13 protein-coding genes and 2 pseudogenes are annotated in these 19732 nt (G+C 59.5%); 4 read left to right on the top strand and 11 right to left on the bottom strand.

Annotated elements, in window-relative coordinates:
- Window positions 1–18 precede the first annotated feature (18 nt).
- A complete protein-coding gene (locus P1L41_RS17700; protein WP_276298499.1) occupies window positions 19–846 on the bottom strand; it encodes a hypothetical protein in 828 nt (275 codons plus the stop codon).
- A gap of 146 nt (window positions 847–992) precedes the next feature.
- Window positions 993–1802, bottom strand: a complete 810-nt coding sequence (locus tag P1L41_RS17695; protein ID WP_379789258.1) for a helix-turn-helix transcriptional regulator — start codon at window positions 1800–1802, stop codon at window positions 993–995.
- Between the two features lie 312 nt (window positions 1803–2114).
- Between P1L41_RS17695 and P1L41_RS17690 the strand changes: the two genes are divergently transcribed.
- Complete coding sequence (locus tag P1L41_RS17690; RefSeq protein WP_276298497.1) at window positions 2115–3479, top strand: flavin monoamine oxidase family protein; 1365 nt, start codon at window positions 2115–2117, stop codon at window positions 3477–3479.
- Between the two features lie 352 nt (window positions 3480–3831).
- Here P1L41_RS17690 and P1L41_RS17685 read toward each other — a convergent pair whose 3' ends face one another.
- The 4 genes from P1L41_RS17685 to P1L41_RS17670 all read right to left on the bottom strand — a co-directional run bounded on the left by P1L41_RS17685 (window position 3832) and on the right by P1L41_RS17670 (window position 10735).
- Window positions 3832–7884, bottom strand: coding sequence for a right-handed parallel beta-helix repeat-containing protein (locus tag P1L41_RS17685; RefSeq protein WP_276298765.1), 4053 nt, complete (start codon window positions 7882–7884; stop codon window positions 3832–3834).
- Between the two features lie 171 nt (window positions 7885–8055).
- Window positions 8056–8844, bottom strand: a complete 789-nt coding sequence (locus tag P1L41_RS17680; RefSeq protein WP_379789254.1) for a helix-turn-helix transcriptional regulator — start codon at window positions 8842–8844, stop codon at window positions 8056–8058.
- A gap of 115 nt (window positions 8845–8959) precedes the next feature.
- Window positions 8960–9757: a helix-turn-helix transcriptional regulator gene (locus tag P1L41_RS17675; protein WP_276298495.1), complete on the bottom strand. Its 798-nt coding sequence runs from the start codon at window positions 9755–9757 to the stop codon at window positions 8960–8962.
- Between the two features lie 372 nt (window positions 9758–10129).
- Window positions 10130–10735: a hypothetical protein gene (locus P1L41_RS17670; RefSeq protein WP_276298494.1), complete on the bottom strand. Its 606-nt coding sequence runs from the start codon at window positions 10733–10735 to the stop codon at window positions 10130–10132.
- A gap of 766 nt (window positions 10736–11501) precedes the next feature.
- On the opposite strand from P1L41_RS17670, the gene P1L41_RS17665 reads away from it, so the two are divergent.
- Together P1L41_RS17665 and P1L41_RS17660 are read left to right on the top strand one after the other, a co-directional pair.
- The gene (locus tag P1L41_RS17665; protein ID WP_276298493.1) at window positions 11502–13571 is read left to right on the top strand and encodes a PKD domain-containing protein; all 2070 of its coding nucleotides are present in this window, start codon (window positions 11502–11504) and stop codon (window positions 13569–13571) included.
- A 14-nt stretch (window positions 13572–13585) separates the two neighbouring features.
- Window positions 13586–13942: pseudogene (locus P1L41_RS17660) on the top strand (IS5/IS1182 family transposase); the annotation flags it as partial.
- Window positions 13943–14238: 296 nt separating this feature from the next.
- Here the strand turns inward: P1L41_RS17660 and P1L41_RS17655 are convergent.
- The 5 genes and pseudogenes from P1L41_RS17655 to P1L41_RS17635 all read right to left on the bottom strand — a co-directional run.
- Window positions 14239–14577 carry a hypothetical protein gene (locus tag P1L41_RS17655; RefSeq protein WP_276298492.1) on the bottom strand — a complete coding sequence of 113 codons (339 nt, stop codon included), beginning with the start codon at window positions 14575–14577 and terminating at the stop codon, window positions 14239–14241.
- 95 nt (window positions 14578–14672) lie between these two features.
- Window positions 14673–16100, bottom strand: a complete 1428-nt coding sequence (locus P1L41_RS17650; protein WP_336399970.1) for a DUF6517 family protein — start codon at window positions 16098–16100, stop codon at window positions 14673–14675.
- Window positions 16101–16698: 598 nt separating this feature from the next.
- A complete protein-coding gene (locus P1L41_RS17645) occupies window positions 16699–17214 on the bottom strand; it encodes a phage tail protein (protein WP_276298490.1) in 516 nt (171 codons plus the stop codon).
- Entirely contained in the window at window positions 17211–17822 is a 612-nt protein-coding gene (locus P1L41_RS17640; protein ID WP_276298489.1) for a phage tail protein, read from the bottom strand. Before P1L41_RS17640 ends, P1L41_RS17645 begins: the two co-directional genes overlap by 4 nt.
- 267 nt (window positions 17823–18089) lie before the next feature.
- Window positions 18090–18219 (bottom strand): annotated as a pseudogene (locus P1L41_RS17635) (site-specific integrase); the annotation flags it as partial.
- Between the two features lie 86 nt (window positions 18220–18305).
- Here P1L41_RS17635 and P1L41_RS17630 point away from each other — a divergent pair.
- Complete coding sequence (locus P1L41_RS17630; protein WP_276298488.1) at window positions 18306–19187, top strand: HoxN/HupN/NixA family nickel/cobalt transporter; 882 nt, start codon at window positions 18306–18308, stop codon at window positions 19185–19187.
- Window positions 19188–19732 lie beyond the last annotated feature (545 nt).

Here is a 19732-nt window from a genome sequence, read left to right as displayed (position 1 = left end):
TCGTGGATTCGTAGTGGTTTAAGGTGATACGTTCGGACGCTCTGGTGCGGTCGCGGTCGAACGCACCGTGTCGCGCCGGACCGACCATTCGTAGGCCCCAACGATGGCGAGCGCCCAGACCGTCGCCAGCCCGGACCAGAGGGGGTCGAGCCCGGACGCCGTCGGGTAGAACACCGACGCGGCGGCGATCCCGAGCGCCATCACGCCGGCGGCGTAGGCCGGGAACCGACGACCCCGCGTACGGACGGCCGCCAGGAGCGCGAGCACGATTATGCTGACGCTGAAGTACCCCATGGTGGAGTAGTGGGTGAGCGCGACGTGCGAGTCGTCGAGGGTAGCCTGAAGGTTCAGCTGACCGAGCACGTACAGCCCCACGGGCACGACGGCCAGGGCGGCGACAGCGAGCACGACGGGGTCGATATCCTCGCGGGAGACGCGGGCGAAGCCGAACACCTCGCCGCGAGAGGGGTGGAGTGCCGCCGCCAGGAGGGTGGGGCCGAAGAACAGCAGCGACTCAGCGGTGGCCACCCCGGCCACCACCGAGACGCCCGCGTCAGCGAGGACGAGGAGCACAGCGACCTGCATCGCCGTGACGCGCTTCGCCGGCCGGTAGAGCTGGGCCAGCATCGCCAGCCCCCACACCCAGACGAACGACGCCAGCGCGATGTTGTGGACGAAGTGGATGGTGCTCGATAGCTCCGGGTCGAACCAGCCCACGAACACCGCCCACAGCTGGAAGTTGAACGCCAGCAGCCAGAAGAACACGAACACGAGGACCGACAGGTAGAACCCCGTCGTCCGCGCGAGCGTCCGCACGCCCATCTCCCGGATGCGTTCGGATGCCATCTCAGACACCCCCCTGTCGGTGGTGTGCGTCCGTCTGTACCTCAGTGACCGCTCGCGAGGTCTGTATCGTCATCACATACAATAGATGGCGTTCCGGGGGGATAATGATGCTTAGCGCAACTCTTTCACCTCTCGCAACTCCGCGGTTATTCTGGGAGGTCCTCGATCGTCAACTCCGTCGACTTCTCGCGGTATTCGTCGATTTTTGTCTCGACCCACGACCGGATCGTCGCGTTCTCGGTTTCGATGAGAGCGACCGGGACGTCCTGCTCGTCGACCGGTACCAGCATGGCCATCCCGTCTGCGACGGCGAGAAGCGTCGAAATATTCCCATCGTACAGGTAGACGGCTGCACGCCCCGATTCGAGGGGAGCTCGGACCGTGGCTGCGAGGTGAGCGGCGACCTCCGCCGTGTTCAGCGCCTCGGCGGGGATGATGGCTTCGGCCCGCTGGTTTCCGTCAAGGAAACGCGACAGTTGTTGTTCGTACTCCTCTACCTTGCCCGGGGCGATAGTCGGCGTCACGTTAACCACGTGATCGGCGTTGTAGAGTAGCTCCTCCACCCGACGGACGTGACGAAACACATCCCCGGTCGTCGGTTTCGTGACAGTGGCGTCGCGGAACTCCCTGATGTCGAAGTCCATCTCGTCGATCGGGAGTTGCTGGACCACGTCGCTGAGACGCTGGATGCTCTCAACCGTGTTTAGCAGGTCACCGAAATCGTCCGCGAGAAGGTGCCCCCACGCGGTGAGGACGTATTCCTGCCCGCGGCGTTCGACCCAGTTGCGATTCCGAAAGGGTTCGAGGATACGCCCGAGAGTCGGCTGAGAGATGCCGGTCTCGTCGTGAAGTTCGCGGCGCGTAATGGGACCGTCGGCGAGGATTTCGAGCACTCCGACACGGTGGGCCGACCGGGCGAGAAACGCGACATCGTCCAGCGGGGTAGGACTCAGCATGGCGGGTCGATTTTCGGTTACTACGCATCCGTCGTTCTGATAGATGGACCACAGAGGACGCGAACGTCACTGGAGACGGGATAGTTCTACACCGACATTCCTAACCGATGCGTGCCCTACGAGCAGCAGTTGGTAAGGCTTCCAGTAGAAGGTGGCAGATTGAGCTTGCTGACTACAGAGGACGAGTTCAGTACGGTGGTCGACTGGACACATACCGATTTAATACTGGCTATGTCGAACGGCTTCTTGAGAGGTGGTACCAGATGACAATCAGGGACAAACAATGCCCACACCTACACGGGGTATCGTAAGATGACTACCCGGGGCAACCAAGACCGTGGCGCTGTCATCGTCGGTGCTGGACTTGCAGGACTCACAGCGGCTCGGGAACTGATGAGAGACGATCACAACGTCACGGTCCTCGAAGCCCGCGACCGTGTTGGTGGTCGAACACTTGATTACAAGTTGGCCGACGGGGAACGGATCGACCTCGGTGGTCAGTGGATCGGTCCCACGCAGGACCACGTGCAGGAACTGATTGAAGAATTTGGCCTTGAAACAGTCCGCCAATACGACGACGGGAACGGCCAACTCGCGGTAGAGGGTACTGTCAGGGAACACGATGAGACGCTTCAAGCGCTTCCGGCGGAATCCCTGTCGGAACTGATGGACGCATTCGGTCAGATCGATACCTTCCGAAACCAAATTCCGCTTGACGCACCGTACAGTGCGCCCAAGGCCAAGGAATGGGACGCGACGACCGTCGAATCATGGAAAGACGAAACTCTCGAGACGGAGGCCGCCCGAGCGGCCTTCGATACCGTCGTACGAGCCTTGTTTACGGCGGAACCAGCCGACATATCGTTTCTGTATTTCCTCTTTTACATCCACGCCGCCGGCGGTGTCGAGCCGATTACTAGCGTGGAAGGGGGTGCACAGGAACGCCGCATCGTGGATGGCGCCCAGCAATTCTCCCAACTGTTGGCCGACGAATTGGGCGAGGCCGTTCATCTCGAAGCCCCTGTCAGAGCCATCACCCAGGACGACACCGGTGTGGCCGTCGACGCTGATACCGGGACGTACGCTGAATCGTACGTGATCGTGGCCATTCCACCGACACTCGCCGGACGGATTGCTTACGATCCCCCGCTTCCGGCCCGACGGGATGCGCTCACGCAGCGGATGCCGATGGGATCGACGATCAAGTGCGTCGCGACCTACGAGGAACCGTTCTGGCGCAACGACGGATATTCGGGCTTCGTGCTCGTTGATGACGGTGTAGTCGGGTTCATCTTCGATGATACGCCCGCCGACAGCACAGGGGGAGCCTTGGTCGGCTTCATCGTAGCGAACACAGCACGGACCTGGAGTGAACGAGACGCTTCCGAGCGTCGTGAGAATGTGCTAGAGGACTTCACGCGGTTTTTTGGTCTCCAGGCCGCTGAACCGCTTGAGTACGTGGAACAAGCGTGGACGAACGAGCCGTGGTCGGCGGGCTGTTACGCTGGGAACATGACGCCGGGAACGATGACCGGGTATGGCGAGGTACTCCGCGAACCTGTCGGGCGCCTCCACTGGGCTGGGACGGAAACAGCGACGCAGTGGTGTGGCTACATGGAGGGAGCCATTCAATCAGGCAAACGAGCGGCGCGTGAGGTGGGCGACCAGCTTACGTGATGCCGGTTAGTCGGTAACTGCTGTGGAGAGGTGCGTCGTTCTGCCTCAACTACGGCGCACCAATATACGTCGAGGATATGTACTTTTGGCTCTGTTGGAACCCTCAGTCGGTGACAGATTCCAGCGGCGGTGCTGAATCTCTGCTTCACGTCTGGCGTTTCGCGCGAAAATTCGATATTCTTAGTGCTAGATTCAGAGAAACGATTCGAAATGGCAGCTAGCAACCATTCCACTGTCTGTTAAGAATGGTGGGAATATTTAGAAAGATAGTCCGGAGTTCATATAGTCTCTCTTCGTCTTCGATAGTACGAGAATTCATTCGAACGAGAATCCCGTTTGTTCTTACTCCTATTTACTCGTTATCGTCCTCGCCTTCATCGTCACTCTCCTCATCATCGCCTTCATCGTCACTCTCCTCATCATCGCCTTCATCGTCACTCTCCTCATCATCGCCTTCATCGTCACTCTCCTCATCATCGCCTTCATCGTCACTCTCCTCATCATTGGACACGAGTGGGTCGGTCCCGGCATTGACTTCCTCACCGTCGGTCACTCCGTCGCCGTCAGTGTCGGCATTCTGCGGATCGGTCCCGAGAGCTGCTTCCTCTGAATCGGTGAGTCCATCTCCGTCGGAGTCCTGCGCGGTGGGATCGTTCGGATCCAGCGGGTCGCTCCCTCCTGCAATCTCGTCACCGTCGGAGATGCCGTCACCATCGGTGTCAGCGGTCAGCGGGTCAGTACCGTGAGTGTCGACTTCCTCGCCATCGGGCAAGCCGTCGCCGTCGGTGTCGGTGACAGTTGCGTCCGTTCCCAGTTCGGCCTCGCGGCCGTCGCTCAGACCATCATCGTCACTGTCTAACCCGAACGCGTCGTCTGCCGGGTCGTTCGGGTCACTGCCAGCGGCAACCTCGTCACCGTCGGCCACGCCACCGCCGTCAGAATCGACCGCCGTGGGATCCGTATTGTAGGTCAGGATCTCTGCGGCGTCGGTCAGTCCGTCGCCGTCGGAGTCAGCAGTCGCGTCGAGTGGGCGGTCGTCCTCGGCGTCGCCGAGGCCATCACCATCGGTGTCGGGATTGGTCGGGTCGGTGCCTAAGGCCTCTTCCTCTAGATCGGAGAGGCCGTCACCGTCGGAGTCCTGTGGCGTCGGATCGTTCGCGTCCAGTGGATCGCTCCCACCTGCAACCTCGTCACCGTCAGAGACGCCATCGCCGTCCGTGTCTGCGGTCAGCGGGTCAGTACCGTGAGTGTCGACTTCCTCGCCATCGGGCAAGCCGTCGCCGTCGGTGTCGGTGACAGTTGCGTCCGTTCCCAGTTCGGCCTCGCGGCCGTCGCTCAGTCCATCACCGTCACTGTCCAGCGCGAACGCGTCGTCGGCGGGGTTGGTCGGATCGGTGCCTGCAGCGACCTCCTCGCCGTCGTCGACGCCTCCAGCGTCAGTGTCGGCGGTCAAAGGATCGGTGCTGTGAGTGTTGAGTTCGTCACCGTCACCGAGCCCGTCGCCGTCAGTATCCGCTAACGTGGGGTCGGTGCCGTGCGTGGCCACCTCTTCGCCGTCGAGCAGGCCGTCACCGTCGGTGTCTGCCACCGCCGGGTCCGTCCCCAGAGCGGCTTCTTCACCGTTCGTGAGACCGTCGTTGTCGCTGTCGAGATTGTCCGGATTCCCCTCGTCACTCGGGTCTAAGGGGTCCGTCCCTAGCGAGACTTCGGTACCATCGTCGACGCCGTCGCCGTCGGTGTCGGCGATACGTGGGTTGGTGCCCTGCTCGTATTCGTCGGGGTCGGTCAGCCCGTCACCGTCGGTGTCGGGGTTGCTCGGGGCCGTGATGTAGGTGTATGGCTCGGTAGTCCGAATTTCCTCGCTGTCGCTCAGTCCGTCACCGTCGGTGTCGACGAGCGTCGGATCGCTGGGGAACCCGACGAAGTTCCCGCCGACTTCGCTACCGTCACTCAGTCCGTCACCGTCGGTGTCGGGGTTCAGCGGATCGCTGCCGTATGTGTTGACTTCGTCCCCGTCACTCACTCCGTCGCGGTCAGTGTCCGCGACGGTCGGATCAGTACCGAGGGCCTCCTCTTCGACATCGGTCAGGCCATCGCCGTCGGTGTCGAGGGTGATCGTCACCGTCACGCTCGTCTCCGCACGGTTACCGACGGCGTCCTCCGCGCCGAGCGTCAGCGTGTGGGTTCCGTTCGCGAGGGTTAGTGTCACCGAGAACGACCCGTCGGCGGCGAGCGTGAGCGGCTGAGAGGTCCCATCGACGAGGAGTTCCGCGAAAGCGACACCGTTCGCGTCCATGCTCGAGCCGGTCACCTCGACTGCCGCGGTCGTACTCGTCGTGGGTGCCGAGAGCGTCACCGTCGGAGCCGTGGCGTCCACGGTGTACGAGTCGGAGGCTGTGGCCTGGTTGCCGGCGGTGTCGGTGGCGACCACGTCGACGGTCACGGACCCGTCAGACGTCGGCGCGGTGAGGCTACCTGTCCAATTGCCGCCCGTGTCCTGCGTGAGCGAGATATCGTCGGCCGTGACGCCCGTCACGCCGTTCGCATCCGATGCCGAGACGGTGACCGTGACCGTGTCGCCGCCGCCGACGAGCCTCGGATCGAGCGTCACCGTCTCGATGGTGAGCGGCGTCATGTCGACAGTGAACGAGACGTTCGAGGTGTTGGAGATGCCGAGTTCGTCAGTCGCCCGCACCACGACCATGTGTTCGTCTTCCGTCAGGGAGTCGAGAGCGTAGCTCCAGTCGGTGCCCGAGACCGTGGCGGGTTGGAACGATCCGCCATCAAGACTCACCTCGACGTCGGTCACCGTCCCGGTCGTGCTCGTCGCCGTGCCGGTGAGCAGAACGTTCGTCGTATTGAGTATCTCACCGTCGTTCGGGTTGGTGATAGTCACCGAGACTTCCGTCTGGCCGAGTAGAGCGACGTAGTGTGCCCCGGAGAACGTCCAGCGGTCGACCGTCACCGTGTTTGTGTTGGCGTCGACCGTGGGCCCGGGGAGGCTCGCCCACGTTCCGGCGGCCGTGTCGTAGACCCATATCTGGAGCGACGACTCGTCAAGCGAGGAGACGTCCGCGTCAGTGTAGTGCAGCGTCAGCCCGTCGAGGTACGCGGTTCCGACGCTGGCCTCGTCCGTGGCGAAGAACGCAGGGCCGACCGCGACGAACCCGTCACGTGGGGTCGGAAGCGTCTCGCCGGTCCGTAGCCCGCGGAGGTCGACGTCGTACGCCGTTCCCGAGAGGGTTGCTGTACTGGTCTCGAACCGGAGCAGGTCGACCGCCGAAACGCGCGTCCACTGTTCGTAATCGAACTCCCCGTTGTTCGTCGACAGCGTGTCGCGCACGAGGACGTTCGTCGCTCCGTCGGTACGGACGCCGTCCCCGTTTTGCTGAACCGTATTGTTGGCGAGGAGTACCTGATCGACGCTGCTCGTGCCGACGTTTATGCCAGCCGTATCGATGTCCGTGACGGTGTTCCGGAGCACTCGGATGTTCTGCCCGCTCACGAGCTCAATCCCTCTGTTCCGGATGTTCCGAACGATGTTATCGGAGATCTCGACGTCAGTGCCACCCCGCACGACGATCCCGATAGTGTTCGAGCCAGCGACTCTGATGTCCGTGACTTGGTTCCCTGACACTGTCGTCCCCGTTCCGCCGACTTGGATCCCGATTCCGCCCCCCGTGACGGTGTTACGCAGGACCTGTGTATCAGCTATCCCGGAAACGACGATATTCTCGTACCGGCTCCCCGTCAGTGTGTTATCCGTAATCTGATTGTTGGTACCACTCCCCCCTTCAAGCGAGATACCGCGTTCGAACCCACCGACCGTATTCCCACTGATTCGGTTGTCGCTGGTCGGCGCGTTCGTCCAGACCTGGTAAACACGGATCCCTTGATAACGAGTAAAGCCCTGTTCCCCGGTTCCCTGGAGCGTGTTGTCACGAATGGTCGTGCCGCTCGCGCCGTTTACCTGTATTCCGTTTCTCCCCTGAATCTCGTTGTCGGCCACGAGGGTATTCGACGGGCCGACCCAGGCACCAGAGACGTATCTCACGATGACAGAGACACCGTCCGTATTATCCTTCAGAAGCAAATTCCGTACTTCTCCGTTATCTCCGTCTGTATAGACTCCATAGGAGAACTGTTGAATCGTCCCGTTCTTCACGACAGCGTCGTCCGATTGGACCCGTACGCCGGCATCTGAACCGCTGGGCCCATCCCCATCGATGGTGAACCCCCGCCCATCGAGTGTGACACCAACTGCGGTGACAACAAAACAGTCGCCAGGAGCGTCCACGATGTCCGCCGTGAGCCAGTACTCCTGGTTCGCCTGATCCAGCGGACCGCATTGCGATACCCCGACGACGCCCGACGGAAGCGTTTCGGCCGCCGCCGTCGACGTCATGAACCCGACGAACGAACTCGTGACCATTATGGCGACGACGGCTACAATCAGGAGCCGTCCGATGTCACCGCGTCCCCCCTCGTTCTGTGCTGCCTTCCCGTGTGTCAGTCGCAAGGCGTACATAAAGGTAGAACGCCACGAACGGAGATATAGACGCTCCGTGAACGGCGTTCACACCGTGAACAGCTTCTTCCTGACCGGTTCAGCGTTCGAACGGTACCGCTCGAACGTCCTCTCGAACCAGTTTCGGACCTCGTCGTCTCGACTTTCGATATATCCCTGTGGAACACCCGACCCATCCCCGACTCCTATCCCGACTACTTCACGGTCGAACTCACCGGCAAGAAGGCCGATATCCTCGTGGCGATACAGCGACGCGCCGGCGTCGAGCATCTCCCGTACCCATTCCGACATTCGCGCGTCCGCGGCGATGACCTCCAGCACGCCGTCGGAGAAAACGACCTCGAGCGACTGTCCGTCGTCGACGACACAGTCGCGGTTGACCCGTAAGGCATCGGGGGCGATACCCGTCCCGAGACCGCGGACGGAGTCAGCCTCACCCATTCGGTCAGTCGAGCGTCTAACCGGTGACATCGGGTCGTCGGGTGCGGGGAGAAAAACCCGAGCGTCGGTCAGTCGCCGGAGGTCGACGTCGAAATCAGGAGGGAGCCATGGCACGACTGCCGAGAGTCGTCGCATTGCCTCCATCGTATCCAGGAGCGACTCGAACTCCTCGGAAACGATGGTTCCGGACTGAGTCGCTCGATACGTGCGGCCCTCATCGGTGACCCACCCGCGCCCGACGAGGGCGTCGAGTATACGCTGGGCCGTCACCCGTGAGATACCGACCGCCTCCGCGAGTTCATCCCGGTCACACGAACGGTCACCAAGCACTTTCAGCGCCCGAACACGATTCTCCGAACGGGCCAGGAACTCGACCGTGTCGGGAGACGACGCCATAACAAGTGTATTTCTGACAATAGGATAATGGTTATGATTCTTGGAAATCCATCTGCCGTGGACGACTCTGCCGGAACGGCTCCGGTATCTCCGTGCTTTGGATACGCGACAGCCCTCACCCGGAGAACGCTCCGTCGCCCACCGGCTCAGACTCCTCCCGGCACTGATCGAACATCGAGCGAACCCACTCGTAGGCCACCGTATCCGTCGACTCGATGAGTCCCCGGGGCATCCCAGCGTCATCGTTCACTCCGATGACCGCAGTCCGGTCACAAAGGCCGATAAGATATGGGTGCCCCGGATGTTCGTAAACCTGGCCCCCGGCATCGCCGAGGTCAGCGAACCAGCCTCGCATTGTGGAGTCATCTCGGATGACGTCGATTGCACTCGCCGTTGCCACGACTTCGACCTCGGCCCTGTCCTCGACGGCAGCGTCCCGAATCCCCCTGATGACGTCCGGTGCAACTCCCGACGCGCAGACCCGTAGGTCATCGAGGTTTCGACAGAGTTCCGCAGCTCGACGGACGGGCGCAACGGAGTCGCTCCATGTTGGCAGCGTAATACGAGCATCTGAGAGTCGCCGGAGGTCGACATCGAAACCGGCCGGGAGCCACGGGAGCACTAGCGAGAGACGTTCCATCGACTCGAAGGTGTCAAGTGACGACTGAAATTCTTCGACAATGACCTCACCGATGGGTGTGATCCGATAGTCGCGGCCCTCGCTAGCGACCCAGCCCCGCGACCCGAGCGAATCGAGGATCCGTTGGACCGTCACTCGGGAGATACTGAGGTCTTCTACCAAGTCATGCCGGTCGACTGGCTTGTCGACCGAGAGTGCACTGAGCACTGCGATACGATTCGGCGACCCGGCGAGGAATACGATATCCGCGAACGCATCTTCCGAATCAGTCATCGCTCGTCAATTTAGTTGAGAGGGTAGTCATCCAAAAGCTTGTCCAATATTCATGGTAGAACTTAATGAAAATGTAAAACTCTCTATCTGGGGTCTCTGCCCCTCTATATTTCAATGAGGGTTTTGAACTTGGCAATCCATGTGACGATCGAGATTCAGAGGATGACTGTCGTATTATTGATTGCACTTTCAGAGGATTGAATTCACGCCCGATATTCAGCACAGCCGCTGAAACCTGTCATCAGTTGTGGGTTTCAACAGGGCCATAAATTATGAAGTGCTTATGCTATGGTTAAAATTTGCAGATGGAAGTTGGATTATGGTTCACGTAGTGATGAGGACGAATAATCAGATCATATACGTACGAGTTCACTATCCTCGACTACAAATGTCAATATCTATGGTCCATACACCCTCTTCGCCAAACATGGCCCCATTCTCAAGTCTAAAGAGATACGAACCGCTTTCAGAGGTCGTGAGCGTTTCCCGCATCAGAGGTTCTGACTTTTCATCAACTATGTTATCACCTGACGGTGTGGCGACTGTGAGAATGGGGTTCTTCCCCTTCTCCGTTTGAGTGGTTATCTTTACTTCATCTCCTTGATCTAAGACAAACTCATACGTTTGAGATTCTCCTGAGCCAACAGTTATTGTATCTTCTACCTCCGTCTGGCACGTTATTTCTGGCGTCGGTTCTGGCGTTGGTTCGGGTGTTGGCTCTGGCGTCGGTTCTGGCGTTGGTTCGGGTGTTGGCTCTGGCGTCGGTTCTGGCGTTGGTTCAGGTGTTGGCTCTGGTGTCGGTTCTGGTGTTGAGTTATCTTGACCATTTGAGTCGCCGCTTGATTCGCTTTGGCTATCTGAACCGTTACCACTACATCCAGAAAGGCTAAAGATACATACTGTAGAAACACCCTTCATCATCTTTCTACGGCTTATCCACTGCGTTGCCCCACGTGTTTTCCAATCATCAGACACCATATGATGTGGTAACTGTCGGTACTATTATGATTATATACCTCTTACTAAGTTCAAATCTTCCACTTTGGCGTTCAGGGTTGGGACGCTGAATCCAGTCCGACAGTACGGTCAACACGTGAGCTCGGCTTCGGTGTTACAATAGTCCCAGTCTCCGGGATCAATAAGCAGGTTCACTTCACAAATATTTCGACGTTGTCAGGATGATATGAATGACGACCCACTGCTTCCTCTACCCTCTGTATCTCGCACGGCCAGCTGAACATCCCGTCAAACTGGTAGAACTTTCTGCGGTCAGTACGCACGCATACTGAGCGGCTGATTCACCAGTAATGGCTTGAAACTAATCGTGACCGAGTGCTGCATAGACGCTCTAAGTCTTGCACGCAGGTTCTTCCAGATCTCTGGTAGGTTGAGTAGACTCTGCAAGGGATAGCGCGCATAGGCAGCACGGGGATGGACTATATCTGGCTGGACAGGACTAGGGTTTCACTAGTCCAGCGGTGACGCGGATGAGTGGCGAGGCCGCCCACCAATATATTATTGTGAGAAGGGTGATTCCGGAACAGTCAATCATCAGATGGTCCATGTGGATTAGCCAGCACTTGACAGATAACTTTATATATATGCAGACGTGAAATAAATTCCATAAGTGCCCCACTGACTGGAAAGTGGTGGCGAACGGGGGTGAGGGCGGTGGGTGAGACCGGTTCCGAGTCCCGGAAAACTTCGCACTATGAAATACGAGCCAACCGTTTTCGGGAGGGAAGTGAGGTCGACGCTCGGTGCGCTCGGCTTCTGTGTACTGCTTGTACTGGTGGCCGGTGCTGCAGGCGTTGGAATCGCCTCGGGTGACGGCCCGGACGCACAGATAACGGAGATAACCATCTCAGACAGGGAGGACGTGGACGGCGACGGATACGCGTCGTCGTTCCAGGTGACGGTCGAGGCGGACACCGACTTCCCCGAGGTCGGGGGGCTGGGGAAGGGAAACCCCGAGATGGAGGTCGTCCTGGAGCTTGACGCCGGTGGGACGTCGACCGTGCGGAGCGCTCCAGTCGGGCGGGATCGGGACGGGACGTTCATCTTCGAGATAACGGGCGACGAGGTGTTCGCACAGGGCGGCGGCGATACCGACCCGATAGCGGTCGACCCGACGTTCTCGATCTTGACGGTCCGGCTGCTCGATGCGGACGTACTCTCGTCGGAGCCCGTCACGAGCCTTGACTACCTGTTCGTAGACGACCCGCTCAAAATCGAGCAGCCCGCGAACGACAGTCGGAGGGACGTGACGGTGACCGCAAACGTGGACGGCGCGGACGTGTACATCGACGGCGAACGCCAGGGGGAGACGCCGTGGACGGGGTCCTTCGCAGTCGACCACACGAGACGATACGGCGAGAGAACCGTCGAGGTCCGCGCCGACGGCTATAGGACGGCGAGCGAGCGGGTCGCACTGAATCGGTCGACGGTTCGGCTCACGATGGAGCGACGGACCAAGCCAGTCATCGTCGTCTCGGAGCCAGACGATGCTTCCGTCTACGTCGACGGGCAGGCCGTCGGACAGACGCCGTGGGTCGGTGAGTTCTGGGTCGACCAAGCCCGTACAATCCGTATCGAGAAAGACGGCTATTTCACCAAGACATTCACCAACGTTTCGGCACCACGGAGCATCAACGCCTCGCTCGTGTCGGTGAACACGCAACTTTCCAGTGTCAGCGGGACCGAGTTCACGTTCATTAACAACACTAATCAGAACGAGTCGAGCACGACACAGAATGAGACACAGGTCATCGACGTTGGTGGCTTGGACTCGTCGACAACCACGACCAATTCGACCACCCTAGCCTACCCGTCCCTCCTAGACATCATCGACACGACGTCGGTGCTCGATACGGCGATTCACGCCAACGTGACGGCCGTCCCTGACAGGCCACGCTCGGCAGAGACGATTGCGTTCGACGGGTTGGACTCGTACTCGCTGTTCGGGTCCATCGACAGCTACACTTGGTCGTTCGGGGACGGCACGACCGCCAGTGGGCAGCGAGTCACCCACAGCTACGCGACGCCGGGGACGTACGAGGTTGCACTCACGGTTGAGGACACGGACGGATTCCGTGATACGGTTCGTACACGGCTCACAGTCGAAGACAGAAGCCCGCGGGCGGTGTTCGGCACCTCTCGCGGCCAAGTCGAAACTGGACAGCAAGTGACGTTCAACGGGTCCAGGTCCGTCGACCCGGAGGGACAGATTGCGAGCTACGAGTGGGACTTCGGTGACGGCAGCGTCGACACCGGTTCGAGTGCCACGCACAGTTACACGTCCGCCGGGACGTACGGTGTCACGCTTACGGTCACCGATGGGGCCGGAAACACGGCGACGGTGACCAGAACACTCACCGTCCGTACGCCGAACCAGCCGCCTACGGCGGCGTTCGACGCTTCAGACGCGAGCCCGGAGGCCGGAACGCAAGTGGAGTTCGACGCCTCGGGATCGGCAGATGCCGACGGGCAGGTACAGGCGTACGGGTGGGAGTTCGGCGACGGGACCAACGCGACGGGCCAGCGCGTCACCCACCGGTTCGCGTCATCGGGCACGTACACGGTCAAACTCAGCGTCCGGGACGATCGAGGCGTCGTTCGGACGACCGCTTCGGAGGTGGACGTGGCCGCCTCAGAAGGCGCGCAGCCCTCGACTTCGGCGTCGAGTCCCACCCCAGCGACCGAACGCGCAGTCGAAACGACTGCTGTCGAGGAGTCGTCGTCCGATGAGTCAGACGGCGGGATACTTGCTGCGCTGGGTAATCTTCTCCGGGATATCTTCAACGTATTCGGATAGGACTCATTCTTGACTTGCACTGTTTTCGGCTCGAAGAAGGCCACGGCCACCGTGAGACGCCGAATCGACTGAAGTACATGGCCGATATCCGTGAGGTACTCGATCTTGGTCGGGACGATCTTCCGGACTACAGCACGATCTACAGGCCGTTCGGTCGGCTGAAAATGTGCGTATAGCGGGTGTTGTTGCGCTGAGATGCGCAGCAACACCCGCAGTCTAGACACGCCGCTCTCGACAGCACGATCTTCGATCGGCGCCGAGCTTTCTCGCACTACCGCCAGCGCTCGGGGAGTACTGTCCAGACGCAGACAGTGACGACTTTGACCGATGTGGAGTCACTCGCGGTTCTCGATGTCCACCTCACAGCTCGGTGACCCCTCGCGGGCCTCCTTCGACGCGCTCGTGACCCGTTTCGCCGACCGGGCCGCCCCACTGGCCTGAGCGTAATCGACCCGCGCTCGGGGGGCGTTCGTTTCTTGTCGCTCACACAGACGGGTTCGAGGCCGAGTTCATGGACAAGCCCCACCCTTAACGAGCGAAGTCGTCAGACTGAGCGAAGTAGAATAGGGTAGGGTAATTGACCAGAGCAACAGATTCTGGTGCCTGATCTATCCAAGGTCGCCTCGTCGGATACTGTATTCTGGCCACCCTCTCTTGGGAAGCTGGGTCATCGTTCGCGCCACGAAAGGATGACCCCGATAAACAGAAACGCGGGCAGAATTGCGACGATTGGAGAGGCGACACTGCCGACAAGGAACACTGCTCCGACAACAACTACGATCGAGGTTGCAATGAGCCGATACGAACCGCGATACAGCAGGTAGATAGAAGGAAGTGTCACGAGAAACGCGGCTGCAGTCACGACGAGAATGCCACCTCCGAGAAACAGGCGCATGATGGCACTCGTGTTCTCCGGCGTGCCAGCCATCTCGGAACCGAGCATCACACCACCAACACCTAATTGGGCAAGGAATCCCAGAAGAACCAGCTGCCAGCTTCGGGGCATTACGAGCCACAACCCATGATGATGACATCGGTTTCTCCCCGCTCGAGACTATTCGAACCGTCTATCGGCGGGAATGATGGTCTGTTCATAGTTTGTCAGTCATCTTGTTCGGTAAGACGTGGAACGACGACCTCCATCATTGCCCGGGCGTCGAGATACCAGTTCTTCCAGCTGATGATTGGGAATGGTCTGGAGGGTCCCTCTTCACCCTCGTCAGTGATCCCGCCCGCAGATTCGAGCGGTGCTCGCTGCATACCGATAGCCAATACGTGGTCGTCTGGCGTCGCACGTGCGACGTGAACTCCGACGGCCCACGATCCTTCTTGGCCGCTGATGACACCTGCATACGTTTCGATCGTCGTCTTTTCGTCGAAGATCGTCGGCTCCGACGGGGTGAATGACTCGGGTGCGTTGGCTGCGATTTCATCGTCGAGAGCGAGATAGCCATCTTGGGAGAGTCGCCCTGGACCCTCGACCCACCGGACGTCGTCGGCATCAGAAATCCCCACGTCTCGGAGAAGCGTTCCGATAGTGTCGTCCGTCAACAACTCCTTCGAATCCATCGAGACGACTGGGTTCGCCTCGACGCCAGCAACAGACGCGGATGGCGTGGAGAGTACGGCTAGGTCGAATACGGCACCGCCGAGCGCGGCGGGTCGACCGTTTTCGAAGAGAACGCCATATCCGTCGGGGAACTCCCAGTTGAAAAGCGAATTACCGACGCTTGCAACGGTCAAGGTTTTCGTGTCAAACGTTTCTCCTGGCTCGACTGAGCGTCCGCTGACGGCGTCGAGACCCTTACCGAAGACGTCGGCGAACGACTGGCCCTCGGGCACTAATACCAGTGTCGGCGCAGTTGTCGGTTCCTCCTCGGCCGAAGAGCCAGACGACCCATTCTGTGACCGAGGGACCCAGGTGCGACCGGGGTACCATCCAGTCTCTGCGACCCACATACTCCCGGGGTACCACATGCTCCCGGGGTACCACATGCTCCCCGGATACAATTCTTCGTCAGTCAGCCACATACTTCCCGGATAGAAGGTTTGACCTGGGACTTCGAACGCGTTCACTCCCTCGGTCTCTCCGAGAGTGAGTGTCTCCCGTTCGAGCGCAGCGCCGCTGAATACCGAAATCGGTACGCCGCTATCGTGCGTTCGCAATCCTGCAGGCGCCAGTAGCGTAATCGCCGCCGGGTCGATCTCATCGTCCATTTCGAAAACAGCGAGAGGCAGACTCCCTGAGGTGAGCCTCATTCCCGACGTGAGCGTTGCGCCCTCCTGGAGTCGACCCTGGTTCAGTTCCTTGGTGTATTGTCCAAGTGCCGTTCGTATGACGCCGTACTCAGACACGCCCTTCGTCCTGCTGTAAGACGAGAAGTGGCTGGTGACGGTGATCTCTAGATCGCCGTTCGGCCCTGTTCGAGAAACACTAGTGGAATCCCGCAGTGTTTCACTCAACAACAGCCCTTCTTGCTCACCTGGTGGCAACGTGACGGCAGTCGCCTCAAACTGCTGGCTTGTCACGTCAGAACAACCTGCTATCGACGTGGCTCCCAGAACGGAGAGGCCATAGAGAAAGTCGCGTCTACGGGACTCGTTTCGATTGAACATATGAAACTTTAGTTTGTCACTTGATTTAAAATAGGGTGATATATGTTTTTAAGTTCACACTTTTATTCGATGATTTACACTGTATTCACCGAAACTGGCGTATCCTGTTGGGTTGATTCGTCGCAGAAGGGCTGGACGAAACAAAGCTCTATGCTGCATCCACCCTCTATATTCAGGACGCCGTTTGTATCAACTTCCGAGGATTTCAACAAAGCCATATATTTTAATTTCCGATTCGTCGTGGACGTCAGGCAACTGCTCGAGCCAACTGGACTATCCTCATGAGAAAGCTCCGGTTCTCCGTGTGCGACGTGGTGCATGCCCACTCTGTATTCAGCAGCCCCTTCATCGACCACGCAATAGGTAGCAGTAACGGCGTGACCGATACGGAGTAGTGTCTACAGCAACACTGTTGGCAGATGCCAGAGGTACCAAGTCAGTAAGTCGTGCGGCGTCAACGATCAGTAGTAGCTCTCACAGTCAGCCACGCTGACTTACGGTTCGTTTCTGACTAGTCGTTCGTGGTCCCGTCACAACACATCTCGCGGTCGGCAATCCGATCGATACCGCGATGAGCAAGCTCGAGCGTTTCCATCGCGACGGATGGCCGGTCTGCAATGAGCGTCGGTCCGACCCACCGCACGGGAATCGCAGCCCGGCAGCTCCAGCCCGCAACCGGCGTTCCCCGGTCGTTGAGCAGGCAAATCCGCACATCTTGTGGGGTGACCGTCCCGGCGAGCCAGTCGTGCAACCACGTCCAGAGGGACTGGTCGTCTGTCACACCGCGGCACAGTTCAAGTCTCGGCGAGTCCGTCTCCCGCTGCTCGGGTGTACTCGCCGCCATCGAGGCGGCCACTGGACGGCGGTCATTCGTTGCCTCATCCTGCGCTGATCGCGAGGCGGTCTCCGTCGCAATTGTGACGTCTACCGAGAGCCCACGGACCTCGGTGAATCCCAGCGCTGGAAGCGCTTTGCAGGAGACACAGAAGTGATTGGCGCGATAGGGATCACTGCCGCGAGCGTTCACGTCTCCTCTTGTTCCTTGTCACGCACTTGCTTCTCCTGTCGACGCGTGCCGAACAGCGAGTCGATTCCCTGAGGAACGCCCACGCCACGTGGAAGTGTCCCGGTTGGAACCGCCTCCACCCCGCCAGTAGGTTCGGAGTCCGCCTCACTCTCCTCGTCGGATTCCGCAAAAGCGATTCTGCCAAAGCCTTCGTTCACGATGACGAGTCGTTCGATAGCGACCTCGTCCGCTTCGGCGGACAGCTGCGGTCCTTCGTACTGGGACGGCCACGCCTCCCGAAACTTCCAGCGAGCTGCTGGTTGGCCTGTCGCATCTAGCAAGACGACTGCGGCGGCCCGACGAGCCTCGTCCATTTTCCCCTGCTCGACGAGCGTCCGCCACTCGTACAGTTCGATCGAACTGTCGGTAATCCCTGTCTCCAAAATCAGGGGTCCGTACTCGTTCAGACCAGGAAGCTTCCGTGGTGTCGGGAGTTCGTTCCCCTCCCGGTACGTGATCACGCCCGACGAAGCGGTCGGAACCCGACAGTGGCTGAACCCTGCTTTGACGATGCCGTCGATTTCGAGGATGAAACGAAGTTGCCGGTACGGGTCCACTCTCTCTGCCATGGTTAGGCCCCACCCGAGCGGTGGTTAGCGGCTCCCGTTTCGGAATTCCTAGGGATAGTCTGAAAATACATCTGAGGTACACTCGCTGGGAGGTATGATGAATGTTTGCTCTGTGAATGCATCTCACACGTAGGGCAACCAGTGCAATATTTGCGCGCTCTATGCAACACGGCCTCAACAGACTGTTCGCGGTCGAGCAATGCAATACGACCAGTGTTCGATTTTCGTCTGTAGCACAGAGTACTGAATGCGCCACAGTCCATCGCCCGCGAAACCGTCGTCGATGACGTCCTCAATCCGGGCGTTCAGATGGGGTTCGATACCGGCTAAGGAGTACCCACCCACCGATAGCCATCACGACGCACGGATTCATCTGCTGATCGCCGAGGAGGCGCTGGCGACCAAGAGCCACCAGTATGATGTGTGCCCGAGTTACGTATTAACAACCGTTTTGCATGCCGTCGACCGACGATCGAACAGTAGATGTTACACACAGAAGCACTGGGCTTGTTCGTCGGGGCGGTCGCTCTCGGAGCCATCCACGGTATCGAGCCGGGGCACGGCTGGCCGGTCGCGGCGTCGTACGCCCTCGACCAGACGAACAAGTGGCTCTACGGGTTCGCCGCGAGCTTCATCCTGGGCATCGGCCACCTCATCAGCAGTATCGCCATGGTCGCGGTGTTCTTCTACGCGAAGCGTTACTTCAGCCTCACACAAGTTAACGAGCCGATCGAGCTGGGGAGTGGCGTGTTCCTCGGCGGGCCGGTGAGCGTCGTCGCCGGGCTCCTACTCATCCTACTTGGCATCCGAGAGTACCGCAACAGCCACTCGCACTCCAGACACGGGCACGAGGCCAGTTACGACCACGGTGACCACAGTCACAGCGATGCAGCGCCCCACGAGAGCGTGCTGAGCGACGTGGGCCACCACAGCCACGGGGACGGCCACGATCACGGTCTTCAAGAGCACACGCACGACCACAGCCACGACCACAGCACTGGACTCCTCGCACGACTGAAGAGGTACGTTCCGCTCATCGGGGGCCACTCCCACTCACATGGGCGTCTCGACGAAGCGACCGAGCGAGGACTCCTCGGCATCGCATGGTTCGCGTTCCTGCTCGGATTCGCGCATGAGGAGGAGTTTGAGATTATCGCATTGTGTGCTGGGTCGACCTATTGTCTGGAGTTGATGAGCGCCTACGCGCTGACTGTCATCGCCGGTATCGTGGGGCTGACGATGCTGCTCATCGCGGGATACGAACACTACGAGGAGACGGTTGAGCAGTACACCCCGTATCTTCCCGCGTTCTCCGCGACTGTTCTCATCGTCATGGGAGTCGGTTTCGTTATTGGGGTGTTCTAACCAGTCCAGTCGCTTCACGCGCTGTATGCAAAGCGGCCACAACCACCGGCTCAGATTTCGGTAGAACCGAGATGCGTGATACGGAGTGCGCGTGACTCAGCGAGGAGGACTTTCGAAGAAAGCTTACCAGGAATACTTTCGCATTGGAATGATGCCCTGCCGACGAGCCGTTCTCGGGACACTCGGTGTCACACCAGCCAGTACCCTCACGGGCTGTCCGTGACTCCAGTCTAGTGGTGGAAACGTCGACTTGACCGGCTTCAACCAAATAAATGCGTCCGACACTGTCGAGATCGGATTCTTCGAGGATGGTACGTCGGAGGAAGTAGCGAAAGCATGCAATTCGCCTCTGGAGGTCGAACCCGATCGTGAGATGACGCGCAAGGCAGTCGTCGAGAGCGGATTCGGTATCGCGCGTGCGAGGGAAACTCCGGAATGACCAACCAGACCCATGTTCACTTCATCACATCCGGGCCGGTACAGAGATACTCACCTTCGACAGCCGAGAAACAGACGAACTGACTCTGCGGTAACTGCATCCGTTG

It is taken from the genome of Haloarcula ordinaria, assembly GCF_029338275.1.
Lineage (GTDB): Archaea > Halobacteriota > Halobacteria > Halobacteriales > Haloarculaceae > Haloarcula > Haloarcula ordinaria.
This window is presented reverse-complemented; position numbering and strand designations above follow the sequence as displayed.